Source organism: Spirosoma profusum (genome assembly GCF_014699005.1).
Classification (GTDB): Bacteria; Bacteroidota; Bacteroidia; order Cytophagales; family Spirosomataceae; genus Spirosoma; species Spirosoma profusum.
The window spans coordinates 66,944-89,479 of record NZ_JACWZY010000018.1; the positions used below are offsets into that span (position 1 = coordinate 66,944).

28 protein-coding genes are annotated in these 22,536 nt (G+C 46.8%); 12 read left to right on the forward strand and 16 right to left on the reverse strand.

Features of this window, described 5'->3' with window-relative positions; all coding sequences use genetic code 11:
- Positions 1 to 22 precede the first annotated feature (22 nt).
- Both IC229_RS19995 and IC229_RS20000 read left to right on the forward strand, forming a co-directional pair.
- Complete coding sequence (locus IC229_RS19995; protein WP_190888784.1) at positions 23 to 829, forward strand: YdcF family protein; 807 nt, start codon at positions 23 to 25, stop codon at positions 827 to 829.
- Positions 830 to 1,235: 406 nt separating this feature from the next.
- Positions 1,236 to 2,555, forward strand: coding sequence for a lytic transglycosylase domain-containing protein (locus tag IC229_RS20000; RefSeq protein WP_190888785.1), 1,320 nt, complete (start codon positions 1,236 to 1,238; stop codon positions 2,553 to 2,555).
- 53 nt (positions 2,556 to 2,608) lie between these two features.
- On the opposite strand, the gene IC229_RS20005 is transcribed toward IC229_RS20000, so the two are convergent.
- Positions 2,609 to 3,538 (reverse strand): homoserine kinase, encoded by a 930-nt coding sequence (locus tag IC229_RS20005; protein ID WP_190888786.1) that lies wholly within the window; start codon positions 3,536 to 3,538, stop codon positions 2,609 to 2,611.
- A gap of 389 nt (positions 3,539 to 3,927) precedes the next feature.
- Here IC229_RS20005 and IC229_RS20010 point away from each other — a divergent pair, with 389 nt between their 5' ends.
- On the forward strand, positions 3,928 to 4,233 hold the full coding sequence (locus IC229_RS20010; RefSeq protein WP_190888787.1) for a hypothetical protein: 306 nt from the start codon (positions 3,928 to 3,930) through the stop codon (positions 4,231 to 4,233).
- Positions 4,234 to 4,307: 74 nt separating this feature from the next.
- Here IC229_RS20010 and IC229_RS20015 read toward each other — a convergent pair whose 3' ends face one another.
- Both IC229_RS20015 and IC229_RS20020 read right to left on the reverse strand, forming a co-directional pair.
- Entirely contained in the window at positions 4,308 to 4,787 is a 480-nt protein-coding gene (locus tag IC229_RS20015) for a hypothetical protein (RefSeq protein WP_190888788.1), read from the reverse strand.
- Positions 4,788 to 4,919: 132 nt separating this feature from the next.
- A complete protein-coding gene (locus IC229_RS20020) occupies positions 4,920 to 5,486 on the reverse strand; it encodes a hypothetical protein (RefSeq protein ID WP_190888789.1) in 567 nt (188 codons plus the stop codon).
- A 49-nt stretch (positions 5,487 to 5,535) separates the two neighbouring features.
- Between IC229_RS20020 and IC229_RS35765 the strand changes: the two genes are divergently transcribed.
- From IC229_RS35765 to IC229_RS20035, 4 genes are all read left to right on the forward strand, one after another.
- The gene (locus tag IC229_RS35765; RefSeq protein WP_262893398.1) at positions 5,536 to 5,661 is read left to right on the forward strand and encodes a hypothetical protein; all 126 of its coding nucleotides are present in this window, start codon (positions 5,536 to 5,538) and stop codon (positions 5,659 to 5,661) included.
- Complete coding sequence (locus tag IC229_RS20025; protein ID WP_190888790.1) at positions 5,658 to 6,506, forward strand: SDR family NAD(P)-dependent oxidoreductase; 849 nt, start codon at positions 5,658 to 5,660, stop codon at positions 6,504 to 6,506. Before IC229_RS35765 ends, IC229_RS20025 begins: the two co-directional genes overlap by 4 nt.
- A 176-nt stretch (positions 6,507 to 6,682) precedes the next feature.
- Entirely contained in the window at positions 6,683 to 7,531 is an 849-nt protein-coding gene (locus IC229_RS20030; RefSeq protein WP_190888791.1) for an MBL fold metallo-hydrolase, read from the forward strand.
- Positions 7,532 to 7,589: 58 nt separating this feature from the next.
- Positions 7,590 to 8,831, forward strand: a complete 1,242-nt coding sequence (locus IC229_RS20035; protein WP_190888792.1) for an FG-GAP and VCBS repeat-containing protein — start codon at positions 7,590 to 7,592, stop codon at positions 8,829 to 8,831.
- A 32-nt stretch (positions 8,832 to 8,863) separates the two neighbouring features.
- On the opposite strand, the gene IC229_RS20040 is transcribed toward IC229_RS20035, so the two are convergent.
- From IC229_RS20040 to IC229_RS20070, 7 genes are all read right to left on the reverse strand, one after another.
- The gene (locus IC229_RS20040; RefSeq protein ID WP_190888793.1) at positions 8,864 to 9,499 is read right to left on the reverse strand and encodes a hypothetical protein; all 636 of its coding nucleotides are present in this window, start codon (positions 9,497 to 9,499) and stop codon (positions 8,864 to 8,866) included.
- A 44-nt stretch (positions 9,500 to 9,543) separates the two neighbouring features.
- Positions 9,544 to 10,302, reverse strand: a complete 759-nt coding sequence (locus IC229_RS20045; protein WP_190888794.1) for a leucine-rich repeat domain-containing protein — start codon at positions 10,300 to 10,302, stop codon at positions 9,544 to 9,546.
- Between the two features lie 66 nt (positions 10,303 to 10,368).
- Entirely contained in the window at positions 10,369 to 10,848 is a 480-nt protein-coding gene (locus IC229_RS20050; RefSeq protein ID WP_190888795.1) for a YbjN domain-containing protein, read from the reverse strand.
- A gap of 231 nt (positions 10,849 to 11,079) precedes the next feature.
- Positions 11,080 to 11,574, reverse strand: a complete 495-nt coding sequence (locus IC229_RS20055; protein ID WP_190888796.1) for a hypothetical protein — start codon at positions 11,572 to 11,574, stop codon at positions 11,080 to 11,082.
- Positions 11,575 to 11,591: 17 nt separating this feature from the next.
- Positions 11,592 to 11,864 carry a hypothetical protein gene (locus IC229_RS20060; RefSeq protein ID WP_190888797.1) on the reverse strand — a complete coding sequence of 91 codons (273 nt, stop codon included), beginning with the start codon at positions 11,862 to 11,864 and terminating at the stop codon, positions 11,592 to 11,594.
- 149 nt (positions 11,865 to 12,013) lie between these two features.
- A complete protein-coding gene (locus tag IC229_RS20065) occupies positions 12,014 to 12,460 on the reverse strand; it encodes a hypothetical protein (RefSeq protein WP_190888798.1) in 447 nt (148 codons plus the stop codon).
- A 151-nt stretch (positions 12,461 to 12,611) separates the two neighbouring features.
- Positions 12,612 to 13,256, reverse strand: coding sequence for a hypothetical protein (locus tag IC229_RS20070; protein WP_190888799.1), 645 nt, complete (start codon positions 13,254 to 13,256; stop codon positions 12,612 to 12,614).
- Positions 13,257 to 13,690: 434 nt separating this feature from the next.
- On the opposite strand from IC229_RS20070, the gene IC229_RS20075 reads away from it, so the two are divergent.
- Positions 13,691 to 16,621, forward strand: a complete 2,931-nt coding sequence (locus tag IC229_RS20075; RefSeq protein ID WP_190888800.1) for a sensor histidine kinase — start codon at positions 13,691 to 13,693, stop codon at positions 16,619 to 16,621.
- Positions 16,622 to 16,627: 6 nt separating this feature from the next.
- Complete coding sequence (locus tag IC229_RS20080) at positions 16,628 to 17,431, forward strand: LytR/AlgR family response regulator transcription factor (RefSeq protein WP_190888801.1); 804 nt, start codon at positions 16,628 to 16,630, stop codon at positions 17,429 to 17,431.
- 127 nt (positions 17,432 to 17,558) lie between these two features.
- On the opposite strand, the gene IC229_RS20085 is transcribed toward IC229_RS20080, so the two are convergent.
- The 6 genes from IC229_RS20085 to IC229_RS20110 all read right to left on the reverse strand — a co-directional run bounded on the left by IC229_RS20085 (position 17,559) and on the right by IC229_RS20110 (position 19,979).
- Positions 17,559 to 17,909 (reverse strand): hypothetical protein, encoded by a 351-nt coding sequence (locus tag IC229_RS20085; protein WP_190888802.1) that lies wholly within the window; start codon positions 17,907 to 17,909, stop codon positions 17,559 to 17,561.
- A 2-nt stretch (positions 17,910 to 17,911) separates the two neighbouring features.
- A complete protein-coding gene (locus tag IC229_RS20090; RefSeq protein ID WP_190888803.1) occupies positions 17,912 to 18,262 on the reverse strand; it encodes a hypothetical protein in 351 nt (116 codons plus the stop codon).
- A gap of 73 nt (positions 18,263 to 18,335) precedes the next feature.
- Positions 18,336 to 18,689 (reverse strand): hypothetical protein, encoded by a 354-nt coding sequence (locus IC229_RS20095; protein ID WP_190888804.1) that lies wholly within the window; start codon positions 18,687 to 18,689, stop codon positions 18,336 to 18,338.
- A 45-nt stretch (positions 18,690 to 18,734) separates the two neighbouring features.
- Complete coding sequence (locus tag IC229_RS20100; protein ID WP_190888805.1) at positions 18,735 to 19,097, reverse strand: hypothetical protein; 363 nt, start codon at positions 19,095 to 19,097, stop codon at positions 18,735 to 18,737.
- A gap of 104 nt (positions 19,098 to 19,201) precedes the next feature.
- Positions 19,202 to 19,531 (reverse strand): hypothetical protein, encoded by a 330-nt coding sequence (locus IC229_RS20105; RefSeq protein ID WP_190888806.1) that lies wholly within the window; start codon positions 19,529 to 19,531, stop codon positions 19,202 to 19,204.
- Positions 19,488 to 19,979, reverse strand: a complete 492-nt coding sequence (locus IC229_RS20110) for a hypothetical protein (protein WP_190888807.1) — start codon at positions 19,977 to 19,979, stop codon at positions 19,488 to 19,490. The genes IC229_RS20105 and IC229_RS20110 overlap by 44 nt, the downstream gene beginning before the upstream one ends.
- 123 nt (positions 19,980 to 20,102) lie before the next feature.
- Between IC229_RS20110 and arfB the strand changes: the two genes are divergently transcribed.
- The 3 genes from arfB (at position 20,103) to IC229_RS20125 (ending at position 22,344) form a co-directional block, all read left to right on the forward strand.
- The gene (gene arfB / locus IC229_RS20115) at positions 20,103 to 20,504 is read left to right on the forward strand and encodes an alternative ribosome rescue aminoacyl-tRNA hydrolase ArfB (RefSeq protein ID WP_190888808.1); all 402 of its coding nucleotides are present in this window, start codon (positions 20,103 to 20,105) and stop codon (positions 20,502 to 20,504) included.
- Positions 20,505 to 20,614: 110 nt separating this feature from the next.
- Complete coding sequence (locus IC229_RS20120) at positions 20,615 to 21,259, forward strand: RNA polymerase sigma-70 factor (protein ID WP_190888809.1); 645 nt, start codon at positions 20,615 to 20,617, stop codon at positions 21,257 to 21,259.
- An 80-nt stretch (positions 21,260 to 21,339) separates the two neighbouring features.
- A complete protein-coding gene (locus tag IC229_RS20125) occupies positions 21,340 to 22,344 on the forward strand; it encodes a FecR family protein (RefSeq protein ID WP_190888810.1) in 1,005 nt (334 codons plus the stop codon).
- The last annotated feature ends 192 nt before the right edge of the window (positions 22,345 to 22,536 follow it).

A 22,536-nucleotide genomic window follows, 5' to 3' on the forward strand; every position in this document is an offset into this window, starting at 1 on the left:
CTTGCCATACCTGATCTAGTCTATGTTTTATTTCTTTTCCAAAACGCTTACGTATCTTCTAACACCGGCAGGATGGCTTGTAACTGCTTTATTAGTAGCCTTTTTTACGAAAAATCTCCGCTACCGTAGACGGTTCATTGGCGTCGCACTAGGTATTTTTGTTTTGTCTGGCAATTCTTTTCTCACTAACGAACTGGCCCTTTTGTGGGAATACCCCATTCAGCAGTATAACATCGTGCGTAATGATTCAACCGATCGCGTGGCTGTTGTGCTGACAGGTGGCATCATCAACACGATGATAGAAGTACCACCCAACGATTCAAAAAATAACCATCGTTTTCTACTGGGACGAGAGGCCGATCGTGCTGCGCAGGCCTTGTATCTATACAAAACCGGAGTTGTTCAAAAAATCCTAATTAGTGGCGGTAACGGTTCACTGCCGTTCCAACCCAAAGTCGTGAGCGATGAAGGCCAGATGACTGCTACGTTCCTGACCATGGCCGGCGTATCTATGTATGATATTGTGCTGGAAAGTAAATCCAGAAATACCCGCGAAAATGCGCTTTTTTCGGCTCCCATGCTTCGACAACGATTCCGGACAAACCAGTGCATACTCGTTACGTCGGCTTGGCATGTGCGTCGGGCCGTGGGTTGCTTTCAAAAAGCGGGCGTCAACGTAACACCATATCCGACCAGCTTTATTGGTAATCGCCGATCATTTTCGCCTGGAGAATGGCTTCTGCCACACGAAGAATCGTTCTTCGATGCGTATTATCTTATTCGGGAGATGATTGGTTTTTTAATGTATCGAGTCGTTGGGTATATATAAAATATAATCCGCTCATTGGCAGCAATTTTGCTACGTTATTGATGCGAGATTTCCTTTGCTAATGGATGAAAGATGAGGTAACGGGTTGCCAATTGATCTGTAGAATGTTGTTTTTTCAAGTTGAATATTGTACTTTTACAAACCCGTAAATATATGGAGGATTTCGCAGTGTGTTTTAGCGACTCTTCCAGATTCAATTTATTGTGCTCCCAGCACGAATTATACTGTGTTAAAACGACTGGTCTTCTGACTGGCAAACGTAGTAAAATACAATTCAGTAGAGAATATTTTTTTGCGGCTGTTAGAGTAGTGATCAGAGAGCAACGTAGCGAGTGAAGCCGCTGAGTATCAGGCGCCGTTCAGGGTGAACGGCGGAGTAGCGTACCCACCGTAACAATTGTTGCTGATGACCAAACTATACCTGACGGTAACAGCCGTTCTTGGCCTGACTATCTTCTCCAGCTCACTGGCCGTTGCCCAAACCAGCCCGTTTTTTGCTCTCAATGCAGCCTCGGTTGTGAAACCGCTTATCAAATGGGCTACTTCGCCTAAGATCGATGAAAGTCCTATCCATTTTTGTGGGGAAATGGTACCCATTCATGATCCTGCCATCACTGGCCGGTGGACGCGAACCCTTCATCAGCAGGCATCCTGGGCCAACGATTTAAACGTACTGAAACGTCGGGCATCGGTGGTGTTCCCCATCATCGAGCCAATTTTGCAACAATACCGGATTCCGTCCGATTTTAAATTTTTGCCCTTACTGGAAAGCGCCGTAACAAACCATGCTGTGTCGCGTAAGGGAGCGGCTGGTTTCTGGCAACTTATGCCGCAAACGGCTCAATCACTGGGGCTAAGCGTATCACGTCGGCGCGACGATCGTTTCAACCTGCTCAAAGCCACACATGCTGCATGCCGTTACATCAATGAACTTCATGACCAGCTAGGCTCCTGGATGCTGGTGGCAACGGCTTATAACGCCGGTCCAAACTATATTCAGAAACTGGCTCGCCAATATCCCGATCGTCACCCGATGGCTTTGCCGTATCGGGCAGCTGAAACCAAAGCGTATTTGTTTCAGACGGTAGCCATTAAGGAGTTGCTAACCCGTCCGCAGATATATCGGGCGGAGCTCGGAGGGGCTCTGGCGACCTTAAGTAATGATGTTTCTGTGCTTTCGACCGAACGTGCCGCTATTCTGGCTTCGTTCGATATGGACGAAGCGACATTCGCCAAAGTGGCTGCTAAAGTTGACGAAAGCGAAGCGGAGCCGGTTTTTGTGGCAGACTCCACAACAAACGTAGTACTCATTGTGGAAGATCAAGATAAGGCTACTGAAACTGTGATAATTGACGATGAGCCAGAAAAAAATGAGAAGACTGTTGCTACGTCGGTTGCCCCCGCAGCAGTCCTACCGTCCAATCGGCTGTTGACACGTAGTATGAGTGAAGGCAATTTGACCGAAGGGAAACTCTGTATTTTTCAGGTTGTTCAGCCCATTACCATTAATGGGCGAAACTTTTCCGTGGGCGATATGATTCAGGCACATATCGAAATCGTTGACGCAGGTTCGGGGCGCGTATTCTTACGTACCGACCAATTGACAACCGCCCAAACGCGCGAAACAATCCCGCTTCGACTGGTCGCCACCGAGCAACCCCGACAGCCCGGCGTAGCAAAACCCTCTCGACTAGAAGGCTGGCAACTCTCCTGGGAAGCGTTATAATTTTAAAAGAGTGAAAGAGCGAATAACTGCCGGCAGTTATTCGCTCTTTAAAATTAGATCACCTTCGGTCCCTGGCGGTTGATTTGTGATACGTAAGCTTCGCTGGTGATGCCTACGGATAGAAAGGCCTGCTGCATTGCGGCACCTACCTGCTCGGCAGTCTGCACATTGCGGCTTAGGGCGAACATCGATGGGCCTGAACCCGAAATGCTGCACCCCAGCGCACCATTATCTAAAGCCGCCTGTTTGGCCTCATTAAATTCAGGTATCAGAATGGAACGTACCGGTTCGATTATTACATCGACCAGTGAGCGACTAATGAGGTCGTAATCGGGTGTCATCAAACCCGCAATTAGACCCGCTACGTTGCCCATCTGAGTAATGGTATTCTTCAGCGAAACTTCATTTTTCAGGATAAACCGGGCATCTTTTGTATTGACTTCAATGTCGGGGTGGACCAGTGTACAATAGAGCTTAGCCGAAGTCTCAATTTTAATAACGTCCAGCGGGCTGTAACTCCGAACCACTACGAAACCGCCGAGCAAAGACGGCCCCACGTTATCGGCATGGGCCGAACCACAGGCGATTCGCTCACCTTCCATGGCAAAGGGTAGCAGCTTTATAACGGGCAGAGGTCGTCCTAGCAATTCATTCACCGCATAAACCCCAGCTACTGCACTGGCTGCACTTGATCCCAGCCCACTTCCGAGCGGCATTTGCTTGTGCAGCACTACGTCGAGGCCGAGATCGGTTCGGTTAATTTGCTTGAGGTACGTTTGAATGGCAATCCCAGCCGTGTTACGTGCGGCTTCGCGCGGAAGTCGGCCTTCATCACCGATGATATCGGTAATGCGAACACCAGGTTCATCGCTGATCGTGAGGGTAACTTGGTCGCCAGGATTATCAACCGCAAAGCCAAAAATATCGAATCCACAGGCTACGTTGGCAACCGTAGCAGGAGCAAATACACGTATTGAATCCACAGTGAAAAAAGAGAAACAGGCCGCAAAGGTAATGATTTGAATCGGAAATCATTGGACAGGTTACGAAGCGTGTTCTCTACTTTGTTATAGAAATTACAGATAATATCCACTCAAAATGAGCGTACTACGTCTATTTAATTCCGGAGTGAAGCCTTGTCTGAGGGTACCTTTTGCTAGACTAAACGTAGTGAAAACTATAGTTGAAAACCGCATGATTCGTATACGTATTATTACTTATTAGACTATTTTGTATATCGCTAATTATCAGTGATTTGTTGAAAATTTAACGCGCGTTAAATTTTAGTTAAAGGTGCAACGTTCTCAGGGGCCTCGTCGTATCCTGTTACGTATACAAACTTATTCTTATCTGTTCTCGAATAAATCATCCGATGAAAAAACTAATTGTTGCCGGATGCGTCGTTACTGCTTTATTGAGTGGCTACGCCTGTACAAAAACCATAGATTTAACGCCTGACGATGCCACGGCGTCGGCACGTAGCGCAGTACCAGGCAGCGGAAGCGCTACTGGTCCCCATTCCGGTACAGCTACCAGACCGCATAGTGGCACCGGAACTCCTCCACATAGTGGTACGGCTACTCCGCATAGTGGCACGGCTACCGGCCCACATACGGGCACAGCTACACCTCCGCATAGCGGAACCGAAACACCTCCAGGGCGGAAGCCAAAACATTAATAAGAATACGTAGTAAAAGCCAATAGCCCGACGCTGCATAATGTCGGGCTATTGGCTTTTACTACGTATCAATTTTACTCCCCGAATAGCTGATTCCAGATACCTTTTGCTCTTTCTTTGGCTTCTTCGATCTGGAGAGCGGCTTCGGCTTTCAGTTCATCGAGCTTCACTTGAGCAGCTTCGAGCTGTACGGTTGCTTCGGCTTTGAGGTCGTCGAATTTATCTTCTGCTACGTCGGAAAGCTCGTCAGCTTTGGCAGCCGCAGCCGCGAATACGGTTTCGGCCTGCGCCTGTAAACTGGCGAGGTTAGAAGCCGTCGATGCTTTGGCCGCTTCGAAATGCTCTGTAGCTTTTGCTTGTAGCCCGTCAATGTCAATGTCTTTACCAACTTCTTTAGCCTGCGCTACCAACTTATCCTTCAATTCATCGAGTTGCGTAGCAGCCGCATCAAGGTGCTGGCTGGCCTGAGTTTTGAACGATTCGAGTTTTTCGGCGGCAGTAGCTTTAGCGGCCTGTGCCTGTTCGGTGGCATTTGTTTTGGCGTTGTTTTCCATCAGATTGCTTGTGGGGTTTCGGGTAAAGTTGAGAAAATTAGTGCAAATGGCCCACACATTTGGAAGAAGGGATCAATAATCGGGAAGAAAGGTAAAAAAGTGGCCTGCCACGTATCAACTGTCTTTTCAAGGCTAACTCAGTCTTCGGATAATCAGGCTATTAACCAATTCAAATAAGTTCGCCGGTTTCAAAGTTCGCCAGTTGGCAATATCGAGTGTTCCACCAAAGTTGATGTAATAATCGAGGTGGTATTTTTTCCATTCACGTTCTACAAATTCCGGCGAGTGAATGGCGGCAATCCAACCGTCTTCTACATCTTCAAACCACTCCTCATAATAGCTGTCGTCGGAACCGTGAAAATTCAGGACGTTTTCTGCAATCAGAATAAAGTATTTAATACCCTGGTCAATTAGCGGCTCGATTACCTGCCGTTTGAGGAACATGATGTCGTTATGCAACGTATCGTTCCATTCTCCAAAAAGCTCAATTACCACAAACTGCCGGTCGTAATTGGCGAAGAGAATCTTGCAATACAGCGTTTCTGAGCCAATTTCGTCCCAGAGTGGGTGAATGTAGTAGCCGTAGATGGTGTTTTCGTACTGCTGCATGTTGTACTCCCGTTCGTAAAAAGGCGACTGCTCATCCTCCGACGCCGTATAGTACTTCTCCCAGCCGTAAAAAGGTTCAATGTCCTGCATAATCAAATAGTGAAATCGGACCGCCGAAGCGGGGTGAAAAAGCGAAAGAGTGAAAAGGCCTGCCGGATGGTATTCGCTTCGCACCGGCGGCCCGGTTTCGCTCTTTCATTTCGCTCTTTATAACGCTAACGTAGCGGTGATTGTTGAACGGGATAATGGTATGTTTACGCCATGAAACCAGTCAGTAAGCATATTCTGATTACAGGCGTCTCGACAGGCATTGGCTACGGGGCTGCAAAACAGTTTGTTGGGCGAGGATTCAGCGTTTACGGAAGTGTCAGAAATCAGGCTGATGCCGACCGCTTGCAGACGGAGTTAGGCCCTTCTTTTACCCCACTGCTGTTCGACGTAACCGACGTAGCAGCCGTTACGTTGGCGGCTCAGCAACTGACCGAAAAACTAGCTGGGAGCGGGCTGGGCGGGCTTATTAATAATGCCGGTATGGCTATCGGCGGACCGGTGCAATATCAGTCAGTCGATACGTTTCGGAAACATCTGGATGTGAACGTAGTAGGTGTAGTTCAGGTAACGCAGGCATTTCTGCCGCTGTTGGGCGCGCGCGAGAATCACCCGGTTCAGACTGGTCGAATCCTTACTATCAGTTCGGTAAATGGGCAGATCGCCATTCCGTTTTTGGGCGCTTATGTCAGCTCAAAATTTGCGCTCGAAGGGCTGTCGCATAGTTTGCGGAGAGAGCTGGCTCTATTTGGTATTAAGGTGATTATTGTGGGGCCGGGTTCTGTTAAAACGCCGATCTGGACGAAAGGGACCGACATGTCGGCTTATGAGAATACCCCTTATTTTCCGGCCATGAAGCAGTTTCTGAGACAGGTGAAAAAAGCGGAGGAGAGAGGTTTTTCGGTCGATGCGATTGGAGAACGTATCGTTGATATTTACGAAACCAGAAACCCGCAGGTACGTTATGCGCTGGTGCCTAATCTGCTAACAAGCTGGATACTTCCTAAGCTGATACCTCACCGAGCGCTCGACTGGATTCTGGCACGAATAGGAGGTAAATAGAAGTAAATCACACACAGCCAAGAACGTACTATTTTTTGTCATCCTGACGAAGGAAGGACCTTGAGTTTTCCTGACAAGTGAATTAGGATACTTTAAGATCCTTCCTTCGTCAGGATGACAAAAATGGAGATGTCATATCGAATCCTTTTATTCAAGTTAGTATACCGTCATTCTTTATGCTTAAACCTGCTTTTCAGAAAGACGATACCTTGCTGGCCGATATCGAAGCTGCTCGCCACCAACCCGAAAAACTGCACTTCTGGTGGCTTGGTCAGAGTGGTTTTTTGTTGCAGTACAACGGCAAACACGTATTATTCGATCCATATCTTTCTGACTCATTATCTGAAAAATACGCGACAACTGACAAACCGCACGTTCGCTTATCCGAACGGGTCATTTTTCCGGGCCACCTTGGTATGGTTGATATCGTTACGTCCAGCCATAACCACACCGACCATCTGGATTATCATACGCTTAGTCCACTGTTTGCCGCTAATTGGGATATGAAATTTGTTATTCCAGAGGCCAACCGCGCCTTTGTTCTCGACCGAATGAATCTTGATTTTCGGCATCAGCCCATTGGCTTAACCGATGGTCAGACGGTTGAAGTAGACAGTGTTACGTTCCACGGTGTTCCGGCGGCTCATAACGAAATCGAACGCGATGCCGAAGGACGTAGCAAGTTTATGGGATTTGTGGTGGAAATTGGGCCATATCGGGTTTACCATTCCGGAGATACGCTCTGGTACGACGGCATTATCGATATACTACGTCCATTCGCGGTCGACGTAGCGTTTCTGCCCATCAACGGTAACAAACCCGAACGGCGCGTGGCCGGAAATCTCGATGTCGACGAAGCTGCCCGACTCGGCGTTGCGATTGGCGCAAAACTCGTTATTCCACATCATTACGATATGTTCGCGTTCAACACTGCCGATCCAGCCGACTTCGTGCGTGCCTGTGAAGAACATGGTACGCCCTATCGAGTGATGCAACTGGGAGAGCACATTAGCGTGAGTCGGTAGAACAACAATAAAGGCCGCTTTTCAAAACAACGTATCTCAACAATCTTGACAAACCGCCATGAAAAAACTGTTTTTCCTGTGCCTGCTCGCTACGTCACCGCTGCTGGCGCAAACTGATTCTACGAGTCAGAAGAAGCTGAATTTTAAAATTCAGGTGGTTGATAATCAGATTGCTATTGGGTACGGATTGGCTATCGGCGATGTAGACGGCGATAAAAAGCAGGATATTCTGCTGGCCGATCAGAAGGAGTTTGTCTGGTATAAAAATCCCGGCGATAAAACGTCGCCCTGGAAACGCTACGTTATGGCGACCAATCTAACACCACAAGATAACGTCTGTATTGCCGCCCGCGATCTCGATGGCGACGGTCGTGTGGAGGTGGCCGTGGGCGCAGGCTGGAACCCCGCCGAAACCGGCGATAGTACCAAATCAGGAGCCGTTTTTTACCTCGTCCGGCCGCAGGACCCGACGCAAAAGTGGGAACCAATACGTTTGCACCACGAGGTAACGACGCACCGGATGCGTTGGGCAAAAGTTGGTAAAACTGACTATCAACTCATTGTTGTTCCTCTGCATGGTTTGGGTAACAAAAATGGTGAAGGTAGGGGAGTGCGAGTGTGGGGCTATGCGTTCCCTAGAGATCCACGTAGCACCTGGAAACGCCACCTGGTTGATTCGACCATGCACCTGACGCATAATTTCGAGATTTGGGAGGACGGTGAAAACGGGTCGGCGACTGGACTAGTTCTGGCCGGGAAAGAGGGCGGGCAAATTTTTGAATGGAAACAAATGAAGTGGCAGCAAATGAATGATGAATCGGTGAGAAACGCGCTTCCGATGTTGAACAAAAACGTGGATGGAATCGGCGAAATTCGTCGGATGAACAAAGGGAAAAGTGTAGCTACCATCCAACCGATGCATGGAAATTTACTACAGTTCGAAACCGGATTTTATACGTTTCAAAAGCCCCGGAAACCCGTTTCAGAAAAAGAAATTACGCTGATTACCGACGTAATGAATCAGGGACATGCCTTGGTTTGCGGAGATTTTCTAGGGCTTGGCAGCGACCAGATTGTGGCAGGCTGGCGAAATCCAAATGCCGAAAAGAAGGTTGGCGTACGATTATTTAAGCCCGAAGAAAACGATAATATGGCCGGTTACGTGCTCGACAACAGCGTCAGGATGGCCTGCGAAGATATTCAGGCCGCTGATCTGGATGGCGACGGTGATCTGGATTTGATTGCGTCGGGCCGTGCTACGTTGAACGTACTGATTTACTGGAATCAACGGAAGCCCTAACGTAGCGATTGCTACGTAATGAAAATCCAAAATTATTGACGTACCAAATTCTCGGCACCTAAGTCTGCTCCTCCGCCCATAGCCCATCGCCCGTTTGCCCGATTATTCTGCATGGCGTATTCAACTACGCCAAACGACTGACCAAATCCATAGCCAATAACCAGATAATCACCACTCTGGAAACCAACCCCGTTATAGGTTTGATTCGCTACGTTCCATTGCACCTGAACGGTACGTCCGGTTTTCTGCATCATCAATTTTCCACGATAAGTGCCTCCATCCGGATTGGTTCCTAATACGTCGTATTGACCACCCTGACCGGTCAGCATTTCGGTTCCCGTTACTCCGTTGAATTGAGACGCAGTCCAAACACCTTCCATCTGATTGCCATTCGCGTTTACTTTATAAACGGCGACGCCATAAGCAGAGTTGATACCATAACCAACAAACAATTTTCCGTTGATCATAACGCCTACACCACTGTAGTTCCCAGCCGTCGTTTTCCAGTCCACATTAAACGTATTACCTGTTTTTGCGATGCGAACGGTGCCGTCATAAGACCCGCCATTAGGAAGTTGAGCCGTTTCGATTTTCCAGGTTTCGTTCTGGGCAAAAAGCGTTTGTGCAGTGAGCATGGTTATAAACAGTGAGAGCGAAAGCGTTTTCACAGCGGTAGTTGATTGATGGTAGAAAAGGTTTGAGAAAGCAGAAATTATTTCACGACGGGATTTCCCGTTAGATCCTTCACGATGTTTTGAGGGAATTTCTCGAAGCCATCCAATGTAGTGATCTGATTATTAGCCAGAAATAACCAGCGCACGTTCGGAACACCGGTTAGCGATTGCACATCGGTCAGTTGATTGTTGGAGAGGTCTAGCCGGTCGATTTTATCGCTCCTGAGTCCTGATACGTTACGCAGACCGCAATCTTTTAGAAATAACTCACCCAGGTAAGGCAACTGTGATAGCAGAGAAACATCGCTCAATGGATGGCCCGACAGATTCAGCGCCGTTACGTGCCCTTTCTGTAGGCAGATACGAAAACCACGATCCGGTACGTCCAGATTCCAGTGTTCAGTGAACGTAGCATCGGAAAGGGAAAGATTGGCGCTTTCCGCAATTTTAGTCAAAACTGTTTTTTCAGCAGGAGCCAGTGTCGAATAATCATAGTCATATTGACCGGGACTGGCTTTGCCTCTGCCCATTTCCATAGTGAACACGAATGCATACACGCCAAGACCCGTCAGACAGAATCCAAAACTGATTATCGACAGAAATTTGTGCTGGCTAAACCCCTGAATAGTCCACCAAACGGCTACCAGATACAGTATGAAAATCCCTCCAAGAAGCGGTATAGCAGTCCATTCAGGCAGTTTTTTGAGCGGAGAGTTAGGATTGGTCAAGCCCTCGGTCAGCGAGTAACCAAGGATCATAGTCAATGCCAGCGAGAGAAGAAAACCACGAAGCGCCATGAGGAAAGATGTATGATGTAGGATATATGACGTATCAGTAGCCATACGTCATATATCCTACATTTTTTAGTTTGACCAATTCGGAAACTGTCCTTTCAATTCGTCATCAAGTGCGTCGGCCCAGATTTCGAGGTCAGAGATACAGGTGCTTAATTCGTTGAAATCCATGCCTTTGATATCGCGCTCAAACGTAGCGTATACCTTTTGTGTATTGGGCATGATCGACAATTTAACGCCTAACCTCTTGTCGTTGAGTTCGAGCAGATGTCGGTAAAAACCCAGTATATTATTGACGGGGACGTCCATCAACGGAGAGAAAATCCGCAAGTAATCACGACGGGCACCGCTGTTGAAATTGATGGTTTCGATCAGCACCTCAATGCCAGCCGACCCTTTTTTCCAGAGCCAGTTTTTGCGTTCTGGATTGTAGACTTTATCACGTGGCAGACCAATTGATTCGACGTAGCAGTGAATCATTTCGGTGACACGTCGGTGTTGTTCGTCGAGTTCTGGGTGTATGGGGTTGGGGACTTGTGGAGTTTCCATAACTGGATGGTTTTGGTTTAGAGCTTGCGGTACCAGAAACGTAGTGACTGCTACGTTACCAGCTTTTGAACACGCCAAAATTAATACATCCAGACAGCTATATACCTACGATTGTGCGTACGGTAGATTTGACTTTAAAAGCGGAGGAAATAAATCGAAAACCGGCAAAAGAATGTAGGTTATATGAAGTATCAATAGCCGATATATCACATATCCTACTTCCTACATTCCTTACACTTGCGGTAATTTCCGCAGACCCAGCGTGTATTCCCAGAAGCGGATGTCGGCCTGGCTTTGAACCTGAAAAATAGCCCAAAAAATGCCGTAAAGTATCATCAGCGGGAAGAAGCAGTTTAGTAAAATGACGACGTCTCCGGAACGTATTGCTTCCTGAATACCACGAATAACAAATAATAAGCAGGGAAAACCAAATAGGGCAATGGCGATAATAAAGATCAAGTGGGGTACGAGGGTCAGACTGACCAACGTTTGGCCATCCTGAGTCAGATATGACCCATGCAGGGTTGGAGAAAGGCTTTCTTTTTTTAACGTACCGGCGGTTTTCCGTATCGAAAAATCGTACGGACTAATTTCTCCGTAATACGGTTTTGCGCTCATAAAGCTGAATCCCGTAATCACGTTGGCGTCGAGTTTCTGTTGAATTTCGGCGGGAGAGATGGTGGTTTGGTACTTAAATTGTCGATAAAGTAGTAAGGAGGTTAACATAGTAAGAAAGAGTATCGTTACGGTTGGGAATAAAGCGAATCGTCGGTACTATTTTGTAGGTATTGGCGGATAATCCAGTCTTCGGCCATTTGGCCCGAAACTTCACCGAGTGAGGTTACATAAGCCTTGTTAAAATCCGGTTCATTTTTCCGAAAAATATGAAAACCTTCACCCTGAAAAGCGCCTGCTTCGAGTGGCGATTGCTGGAGAATCTCCTGGCGTTGCTTCTCTGACAGATTTGCTATCTGACGGTTTAACCGCCGTTCAGCAAGCCATTTTTTTAACCACATAAATAATAAATCTTACTGATTCTGCGGCTATTACGATCTAAAAGTAAACGACAAGGCGAATCTACGTTAACTTACGTGAAACGTTACTACGTTAACCTAAAAATCAGTTAGATAGCTGTCGCCACTCAATTTTGTTGCTACGTTCCAATTCATGAATAAGGTGAGCCAGAGGGCTGAATTCGACCCGAAGTATATTGCCGGATTGGGGTCATAAACCGAGAGGGTAACGTAATGCGAGTGCTGTCGGCGTTGAAAACCACGGTGGCCTGGAACAGTAAATGCTGTTCGCGGATGTCGTGGACGCTGCTCCAGGGAATCAGGATGGGTGGGTGTCCCAGACTAAAAACGTTCATTACAGACAGATAAAGGCCCTGTTCGGTGCAGGCTACTTTCAGGACACCATTGTAGTTGACAAAACCTACACGCCCGTACACATTGGATTCAATGCCTTCTTGCCTCGGCTGAACGCGATACTGGCTAGCCAATGTTTGCCAACCGCTCAAATATGACAGCAGATAAACAATCCCCGACCACAGACTGACGAAGAAAATACTAAATCCGACTATAATCAGAGGTACCAGTAGTGACGGTTTCATAATTGTATGGATTAGGGAGTAAAAATCTTATTATCAAATAGTTATCTGTCTGATAAATAACAGCGTAGCCGTAGTGTCAGATTTTATAACCTGACACTACGACCTGGTAAAGATGTCAATTGGGCAAATTCATTACCCATTATTCATTATTTTATCGCCCCAGCAATTGAATCATTTTCGATAGAATATTGACTCGTTTCATGGTTTGAGAAAACTTACTCCGACGCTCATCAAAATAAATTTTGCCGTCTTTCTCCAGCCACTCATGACCTGTATCCGGATCGACGCCGATGTTGTAGCGTTTCAGAAAAAACCAGCAGGCTACACCGATCAAAAAGAAAATGCCTATCCCAATATACAAACCCCAGCGGTCATTTAAATAACGGTCAAACGAAACTTTAGGAATTACCAGCTGCTGACTATCAACGTAGTACAGGTCGATCTGGTCGTTCAATTTCCAGGAAGCCCACTCGTCGGTTGAAATGTAACGGACTGACGTGAGCGTATCGATGCGACGGGGTGTAGTGGCCAGAGCAACCGAAATCTCGTTATCAAGGCTACTCGACGAACTAGATTTTACCTGCCTTTTGGACGTAATAGTACCCCTCACAACCTGGCTGCTTTTTTGAACGGCCTTTTCAATCAGACTATCCTGGTAGACCCAGTAACAGGCACACAACGTAATAAACGTGAACAGGCTGAACATGCGGAAACCCAGCGAGTTAAAGCGACGTAGCACGACATAATAATAAATCATTAAGCCAGCGCCAATACAGATATAGGTTAGGGAATTCATACTATTTATTCAATTTACGTTGACACTTATCACAAGTCACTCAATTCTCACTTTCTGGGTGTCGGGTTAAGCCAGAACCGGGCTGCACTACGTAATCAGGAAATCAAAGGACAAACCAACTTCGGAACCAACCACTAAAAGCTGAACTCATGACAAATTTGCCTTATTTACTGATCCTTTAAAGACCCGGTTTATATTTGGTTAGGTTGGGTAGAAAAGTGGTAGAAATGAGTTGGTAGCTGGTGGAAATCCTGAACCCTTACTGGATAAATTCCTTTGAGTCCGTGCTTGAGGAGACGTATCGTGGGTTTCTAAAAATCTAATTAACTTGCCCGCCTAAGCGTCTGCCAATGAGATTTTTGTTGTTGATAGGGTTGCTTTTCACGCTTGTCGGGAGAGTAACTGCACAACTGCCGAATTTTAGTTTTGAACATTTGTCTACCAGAGAAGGCCTGCCTTCCAATAACGTCTGGTGTACGGCAAAAGACAAACAGGGATTTCTCTGGGTTGGTACGTCGCGTGGGGTGTATCGATATGATGGTTACCGATTTGATACGTCAGATTCGCTCAAACAGGGTTACTGTTCGGGTATCGCGCTCGATTCGAAAGGGATGATCTACGTATCACTCGATACGCGGGGTTTTTGTTCGATAGACCCCAACACTTTAGCTGTCAGGACGATACTGGCGAATGATTACACCGATACCGATGCCGCCAATGATTTGCATGAACAGGTATACATCGACTCCAACGACCAGGCCTGGCTATGCGATTATACCCAGGTGAAACGCTATGATTTGACCACGGGCAAGCTACACCGCTACGCGCTGGCAAAGAAAGAAGTACATCAATACGCTAGTTTTCTGGAAGACGCTCACCACAACATCTGGATTATTTCTGAAGTAGGATTTTATCAATACGACCGAGAAAAAGACAGGCTCGTCTGCCTGCTGGGTGAAGAAGCCATAAATCCGGTAAACCGGACGAAAATATTCTTTAATCAGGCCTTTGAAGGAGCTGATGGAAGCATCTGGCTGGGGAGTTTTGATCGAGGACTAGTGCGCTACATTCCTACTAGTAATACATTCACATATTTTAAACAAGGATTTGAAAATCAGAATGTTATTTGTGGCGTTGAGTCGCGGGATGAAAATGGTAAACGGGTTTTATTCGTAGGAACCGGTAATGGCGTAATTGTGCTCTATCCCGAAACAAATCAGTTGATACGTCTGACCGAATTTTATAATAAAGGTATTCCCATAAAACGTATTCTGGACGATACCGAAAATGGTATTTTATGGTTAAGTACGTTGAACGGTCTCTACAAATACCGTTACCGAAATCCGGGGATACGTACCATAAACATACCGGCCAGTGTGATTCAACTGCCAGTGAGCATCAACAACGTAGTACAGCAATCGGCTGATACGTATTTTCTAGGGCTTTCACATACAGGTGTGTTACGTTGGAGTATGGTAAACAGCCAGTTTACGCTACTTCCGTATCCGGTATCAACCTCCACCAATGGCCTGCGCTTAATTGGAGATAAACTGTACGCGTTTGCCAATAAAGGTCTTTTTCTCGCCGACGTAGTGAATCCGCGCTTTGTTCCCCTGATACGTATCATGAAAGCGTTTAAATCGACCGAATTTGTGGATGGCCTACTCGATCGAAAGGGGCGATTTTGGGTAGTCAACGTAACAGAAGGTATCAAGGTTTTTGATCTAAACACCGGACAGGAACAAAAACTCTGGAGCCAGACGGTCGGCGATAAATTCTTCAGGAATAACGCGGTGAAGGTATTGCAGGAAGGCTCCGACGGCAAAATTTGGGTAGCTACCTGCTCGAAAGGCCTCTTCTATTACGATGCGGCTAAAGCCGATTTTGTCGATGTTGAGCGGATGCCCATTAACAAAGGAAAAAATCTGGGCGGGCTTTGCATAAATGGCATGAAACTAGCTGACGATCAGTCTATACTAATTGCCAGTTGGGGTGGAATTACTAAAGTGGACCCGTCGGGCCGCATTCTCAGGGCGTTCGACTACCATCACACAGGCATGAACGATACGTATTGCAGTAATATCTGCGAGGACAAAAAGGGTAACTTCTGGTTTAGCACCAACGAAGGTATTCACATTGCCAACCCGCGGCAAAACAGCATTAATCGGTTGACGACCATTGAAGGATTGTATAATAATTCACCCTCGGCTTTTCTCTGTAACCAGCAGAAAGAGCTGGTGCTTGGCTATACGAATGCCCTGAATATCATTGACATTAATCGAATAAATTTCAATAAAATACCTCCGCGGGTGGCTGTCAGTTCAGTAGAGTTTCAGGGGCGCCGGCTAAATCAGGATATTGCCCATGGAATTACCATTCAGCCCGATGAGAATTCGATAACGCTGCACTTTTCGCCCCTGAATTTTGAACCCACGTCACGAAATGTATATCGGTATCAGCTAGCGGGTTTTGATGATAAATGGATTGATCTGGGAAGCCAGAACACTGTTTCGTTTACAAATCTGGCTCCCAAAACGTATCAACTGAACGTATTGGCGGGCAATAGCTTTGGTTTATGGAGTCAAAAACCATTAACGGTCAAACTGACAATTGAACCTCACTTTTGGGAAACCTGGTTGTTTAAAGGATTGATTGCTTTGTTTGTGGCGGCAACTGTGTTTGGTATCATTCGCTGGCGGGTTAGTACGCATAATGAGCGCAACCGGCTGGATTTGCAGATTGCCGAACTCCGGCTCAAGGCGTTGCAATCGCAGATGAACCCGCATTTTCTGTTTAATTCGCTCAATTCCATTCAGAATTATCTCCTCAATAATCGGGGCGTCGAAGGAGCAAAATACCTTTCTAAATTCTCGAAACTGGTACGTCGGATTATGGAAAACTCCAATTATCCCTACCTACGTTTCGAGCAGATTATTGAAACGCTGAAGATGTACGTCGAGATCGAATCGTTTCGCTTCAATCACGAATTCAGCTATGAATTTGACATCGAAGACGACGACGTATTACTATCGGCGCAACTCCCGCCCATGCTGCTGCAACCCTACGTCGAAAATTCCATCTGGCACGGACTGATGCCAAAGGAAGGCGAGAAACGTATTAAAATTTCGGCACGTGTACAAAACGACCATATCATCTGTACCATCGAAGACAACGGCGTAGGCCGTAAACTGACGCCCCGTCGCGAAGGGCACATCTCGCGTGGACAGGAGATGACGAAGGGTATTTTTGAGTCGCTACGTTACAAAAGCAGCAAAGCGCGGCTTGAAATAATTGATTTGTTTGATGACCAAAATCAGCCCGCCGGAACGCGGGTCGAATTAATACTACCGATCGAAAAAGTATAGAACCGTATGGAAACGCTACGTGCCGCCGTTATCGACGATGAAGCTAATGCCCGTCAGGCCCTCATCAGCCTGCTCCGAATCCTTTGCCCAGACGTAGTGGTTTGTGGTGAAGCAAAAAACGTCGATACCGGAATCGAACTCATTCGAAAAGAAAAGCCAAACCTGGTTTTTCTGGACATTCAGATGCCCGGTAAAACAGGTTTCGACTTGTTATCGAGTTTTGATACGATTGATTTTGGCGTCGTTTTCACCACGGCCTACCAGGAATATGCTGTGAAAGCGTTTCGGTTCAGCGCCATCGATTACCTACTGAAACCTGTTGATCCTGACGAACTTCAGGCAGCTGTTGAGAAATTCAAAGTACAGCACGATTCAGTAAATCCGCAGCAGCTGAAAATTCTACAGGAGCACATCCAGAATCCGCAGCCGGCGGGGCTCAAACAACGTACCCGCAACGACAACCAACGTATCGCCCTGCCAACCGCCGAAGGAATTCACTTCGTGCAGATGACCGACATTATTCAGTGCGAATCGCTGGGGTCATATACTAAGTTCCATCTGGTTGGCAGCAAGCCGATTGTGGTGTCGAGGCTGCTGAAGGAATACGAAGAAATTCTGGATAACTACTATTTTTTCCGCGTTCACCAATCAAACATCGTAAACCTCGAACACATCAAACGCTACGTTAAAGGCGATGGCGGGCAAGTATGGTTGAGCGATAATACCGAAGTCGAAGTGTCGCGCCGACGTAAAGAAGAGTTTCTGGAATTGCTATCTGATTTTTACGTCAATTCAGGGAAGATAGGGTAGTTTTTTGTCATCCTAACGCAGCCGGGCCGCCGGAGCGGAAGGACCTTAAAGTACCCTTATTAGAATGTTTGGATGTTTTAAGATCCTTCCGCTCCGGCGGCCCGGCTGGGTCAGAATGATAAAAAAATTAGTGCTGCCCCAACTGGCCAGCCATTGATTTGAGCGCAGCAGAAAGTCCTTCGAGCCGGGGTGCAATGTCGCCTTCCGAGCCCATAAGTGTGCTGAATTCGGCGGTTTGGGTTGCCAGCTTAGACAGTAAATCACTCAGTTCATCTTTTCGAATCTGATTGCTTTCCAGTTGTGTTTTCACGCTTTCCAGCGTGTTGGCAATCTCTTTGGCATTTTCCGTCTGGCGGAGTTGTTCGAGCCAGCTATCGATAACACCTTTGCCGCTCTGTGGGGTTGTGCCGGCAACTTCGCCCTCCAGTACGTCCATGGTCATATCGAGGAGGGTAGTCGATTGTTCGTGAGTGAGCATAATTAAATCTGGCTGGTAAAGTTACGTAATGCATTGGCTAAGAGTCTGATATCCTGCGCCGTGTGACTTTCGATATGCGGCTCATGCGAGAGTGACAGTGTATGACTAGCCATACTCAAAAGCAAATGACGGATTTTTTCGTTGTCATATTCCCCCGTTTTCAGATGATCGCGGAGGGTTTCTACTTCCGCCAGAATGCGTTCAGCTCCTACGTCGCCCGGCAGCGCATTGAGCCAGCCTTCGAGCAACAGAATGCCTTGTTCGGCCGTAAGTCTTGCCTGATGACCGTCGCCCAACGCACCTAACGTATCATTGAGCATCCGATGTTCAAGAGTTGTTCCGGTTCCTTCCATGGTATGTAGTGATATTAATGGTTAATGTGAAAAGAAGAGTTTTCGTCAGCATGACAAAAACAGGGCCTACAAGCTATTCATTTATTTTTTCGCTGACGTTACGTAATATTCTCGCTAAACTCACCAAACCGCCCGTCCAGGTGCCTTCTGAGTTGTCATCGCTGGCAATATTTTCGGATTTTTCGGCCAGACTATTCAGTAGGCTGCCGATGTATAGCGTGTCAGGTTGTTCAGCCTGAATAGCAGTACGAAGTTCGTCAAGCTGCCCCTTAATCTCGTCGATGTTAGGGTCACCTTCAAGAACCTGCAACCAGCTATCGATAAGCAGAACACCCTGCGATGGCGTCAGCATGTATCCGTCGCTGTTGCGAAACAGAGCGAGCGTATCGGAAAGCACATTTTGTTCGTACGTGTTCGAGCTTAGCATATTCGATTCAAATTTGGCTTATTGTGATACGTAGCAACCGTTACGTTACGACCGACTATCGACAATTTGTAAACCCGCAAGCTGACGTAATGTTGTTGCCAACTGCTCGAGTTTGCTGGCGAGTTGCTCCGATGTTTGCGAGCCCTGCGCCACCTGTGATGTATGGTCAGCCAGGCTAAATAGTAAAGTCTGAACCTGGTCGACATCGGGATGATTGGGCTTTAACGCTTCGCGTAACTCGATCAATTTACCTTGGATCAGTTCAGTACGTTCGTCGCCTTCGATAACTTTCAGCCAGCCATCAATTAGCTCCAGCCGTTCTGGTGTGGAGTCGGAAACCGAGTCGTTTGGCGTAGTGAGGCTAGCCATTTTTTCGAATAGCCGTTGGTCTAATGCATGAGAAGCCATAGTCCGTTGAGTTTAAAACAGATTAATTGATGATTGGAAATTGTAAAATCTGCTAGTGATTATTGTTAGTCAAATAACTTGGCGAATAGTCGGTTTGTTTGGCGTTAGTACGCCACTGACTGATGTTCTTCAACGAAGCCTGTTACGTATGCCATTTCTCGTAGGAATGGCATACGTAACAGGCTTCGTTGAAGAATCAATACTTTGCCACCCGACTGTGTAGTTGCTGTATCGCCCATACCATCCGAAATGCCGGGTCCGTCAATACGCGACGTATCACTTCGCCCCGACGTAGCAGAATTAGTGGAGTTGGTTTCGGAATAACTGGTATCGCCCGTTTCTTCGGAAGAACGGGGATTATCTGGAGTTTCATCCGTTTCTCCTGCCGTATCACTTGTTACGTTGCGTACCTCCCGAGCGGTTCGATAGCTCATCGTCGTCGCTACGTAGCGTTGAGCCACCTGCCCCGCTGTTAGTCGACTCACCGCCGACTGTGCTGGTCAAAGGGGCCTGCCCACCTGTAGGTGCTGCCCCTGCTTTGCCAGTGACAAGTTGATTAAAACCGTTGAGCGCTTCAGCTAATTTTGTCAATCTAGGCTTACTGTCGGCATCCGCTGAGTCGACGAGTTGCTTCACCTGATCAGTTAAATTGCTCATTATCTGTTCGATAGTATCACCGTTGAGTTGCCCTTTCTGCAGTTCCTTTTTTAAATCGCTGAGCGTATTGTCCAGTGAATGATCGTGGTCGGGGGCGGTTTGAAGAAATTCGAGCCAACTGTCGATAAGCGATGAGGCATCTATAGGCGATACGTTGGTTATATTGCCGTTAAAGGCTTTCGCGGTAATATCAATCAAATTTGAAGCGTGCTGTTCGATAGCCATACGTAATTTTGGGTTTTTAAATATAGTTTCCCATTAGTTTTGGGGTAAACCGGCAAGCGCTTCCATTGTTGACAGTTGTTCGGCAATGGGACGTATCATGGTTAAAGGAGTTAATTTACCAGTATGGATGCCACTCGTTTAGAGCCTGAACTTCGCTACCAGTTTGCCCGCAGTGGTGGGGCTGGTGGACAGAATGTGAATAAAGTTGCCACAAAAGCTGAACTACGTTTCGACCTGCGCAACTCGTCGTTGCTGACCGATGATGAACGGACTGTGCTGGAAGAAAAATTAGCTAGTAAACTCACTACTGAGGGTGAATTGGTTTTGACTCACCAGACCGAGCGGACGCAGTTAGCCAACAAAGAAAAGGTCACGAAAAAGTTTTATAAACTGATTGAGAAAGCGTTCGAAAAACCCAAGCCCCGAAAAGCTACGAAGCCGTCTAAAGCCTCCATCGAGGAACGTATCGCCGGAAAGAAACGCAAAAGCGATGTGAAAACAGGCCGAAAAAAAGTTGATTTTTGAGCTGTTTTTGGGTTAATTCTGGAAATTTTTACAATCAACTAAGGGGATTTTTTTTAAAAGTTGTCTTGATTGTAAATGATTGACCTGCTACGTTGGGGAAATCGCAGCCTATGCAAACCCGCCCTCTAAATCCGTCTACTGAGCAATCGAAGGTTCAGATACTGCTCGATAACGCAATCGAGCAGTCGGACGAAAAATTAGTTGAAGCAAATACTGAATTATTCATCCAACGGGCTTTTGCCGAAAGTCCTCAGAAGGGCTGCGAGCTGCTGTTCCGACGGTATCATCAGGCGTTGTGTAGCCATGCCATTCGATTCGTCTATTCCAAAGAAATCGCCGAAGATTTAGTCAGTGAGGTGTTTTGCAAACTCTGGAAAACTAAAGCCTACGAAAGCGTAAGCTCCTCATTCCGTTTTTACCTGTTCCGAAGCGTCCGCAATGAAGCCTACAACTACCTACGGCTTGAATTTCAGGAACTGGATGATATTGCAAATGCCGAAAGCCGCGAAACCACGTTAAGCCAGCGCCCCGATCAGGTTCTTCAGTTTGAAGAAGTATTTCACCGGGTCGAAGATCTGGTCGAATCGTTACCACCTCAATGCCGCAAAGTGTTCATGCTGAGCCGATTCGAGGGATTGAAGTACCAGGATATTGCTACCGAATTAGGTATTTCGATTAAAACCGTTGAAGTCCACATTGGTAAAGCGCTAACTATAGTCCGGAAAGGGCTTAAAGATCATTGGCTGATGATATAGGGAATCTGGTGCCTTCAATTCCTTCAATAACCCTTAACGGATAACAAAATTGTGACAGTCACACCAAACGACTCTGCGATATGGAAGTTGTTAATAAAGAATTGATATTCAATCATTTTTCGCGAAAAACGTCGCCAATTCAGCGCGAATTGATTGCCAATTGGCTTCGCGAAGAAAGCAACGAAGAGCGATACTACGCATGGCTGGAAGAGTGGGAGAACAAACAGCCTCAATACCTGACCAAATCTGAAGAAGCGTTACGTCGATACAGTATGTTTCTGGTGGAGAATCCGCATGAGAACGTAGCGAACACAACTGGTCACGTGTCTGAGTTGCCTTTGTCGAATCGCTGGACCAGGACCCAGTGGCTGCTGGCTGCTTCTATTTTGTTGTTGCTGGGAATCAGTACGTTCCTGTTTCGGAATGAGCTTCTCTACCAGACGTACCAGACAGCGTATGGCGAAACGCGATCAATTCGGCTGTCCGACGGAAGCTCGGTTTTAATCAATGCAAACTCTCGTCTTGAGGTTCCTCGTTGGGGATTTGGTCGGCAAACGCGCGAAGTAACGCTGGCCGGTGAAGCCACTTTTTCGGTAACCCATTTGCCAGATGCACAGCGGTTTATCGTGAAAACGGCCAACAATTTTAACGTAGTGGTATTGGGTACAGAGTTTTCCGTTTTTGCCCGGAAACGTGGAGCCAGGGTCGCGCTGAATAAAGGAAAAGTACAACTTCAGTATCGGGAGGGACTGATGGCCAAACAGGTAATTATGAAACCGGGTGATCTGTTTACGCTCGATCTGCACAATCATCTGGCAATCAAGACGATTAGCCAGCACAAAAAACAGATAAGTTGGCAGGAAAAGCGATTCGTCTTCGACGAAACGACCTTGCAGGAAGTCGCCTATATGCTGGAAGATAATTATGGATTGCAGGTTTCGATTAAAAATCGGGAACTGGCCGAGCGCGTACTGATGGGTTCATTTCGCGCCGATAATGTAGATCAGCTTTTGCAGTCCATTTCTGAACTGCTCGACATCACCGTCGTTCGGCAGGAGAATAAGGTTCAGATTATGGATCAGTAGCACAGAATACGTAATCCTTTCAGCATCACGGAACTACAATTAAATGGGTTTGGCAAAATCAATACTAACCGTATTTCTCGATAGACTATAGATTAAAACTCTGATTATCATAAATTTACAAATTTCTTGGAAAAGAAAATTTGCATACCAAACTTTGCCCACCAATTAACAAGACTAATGTGTTGACTGCTA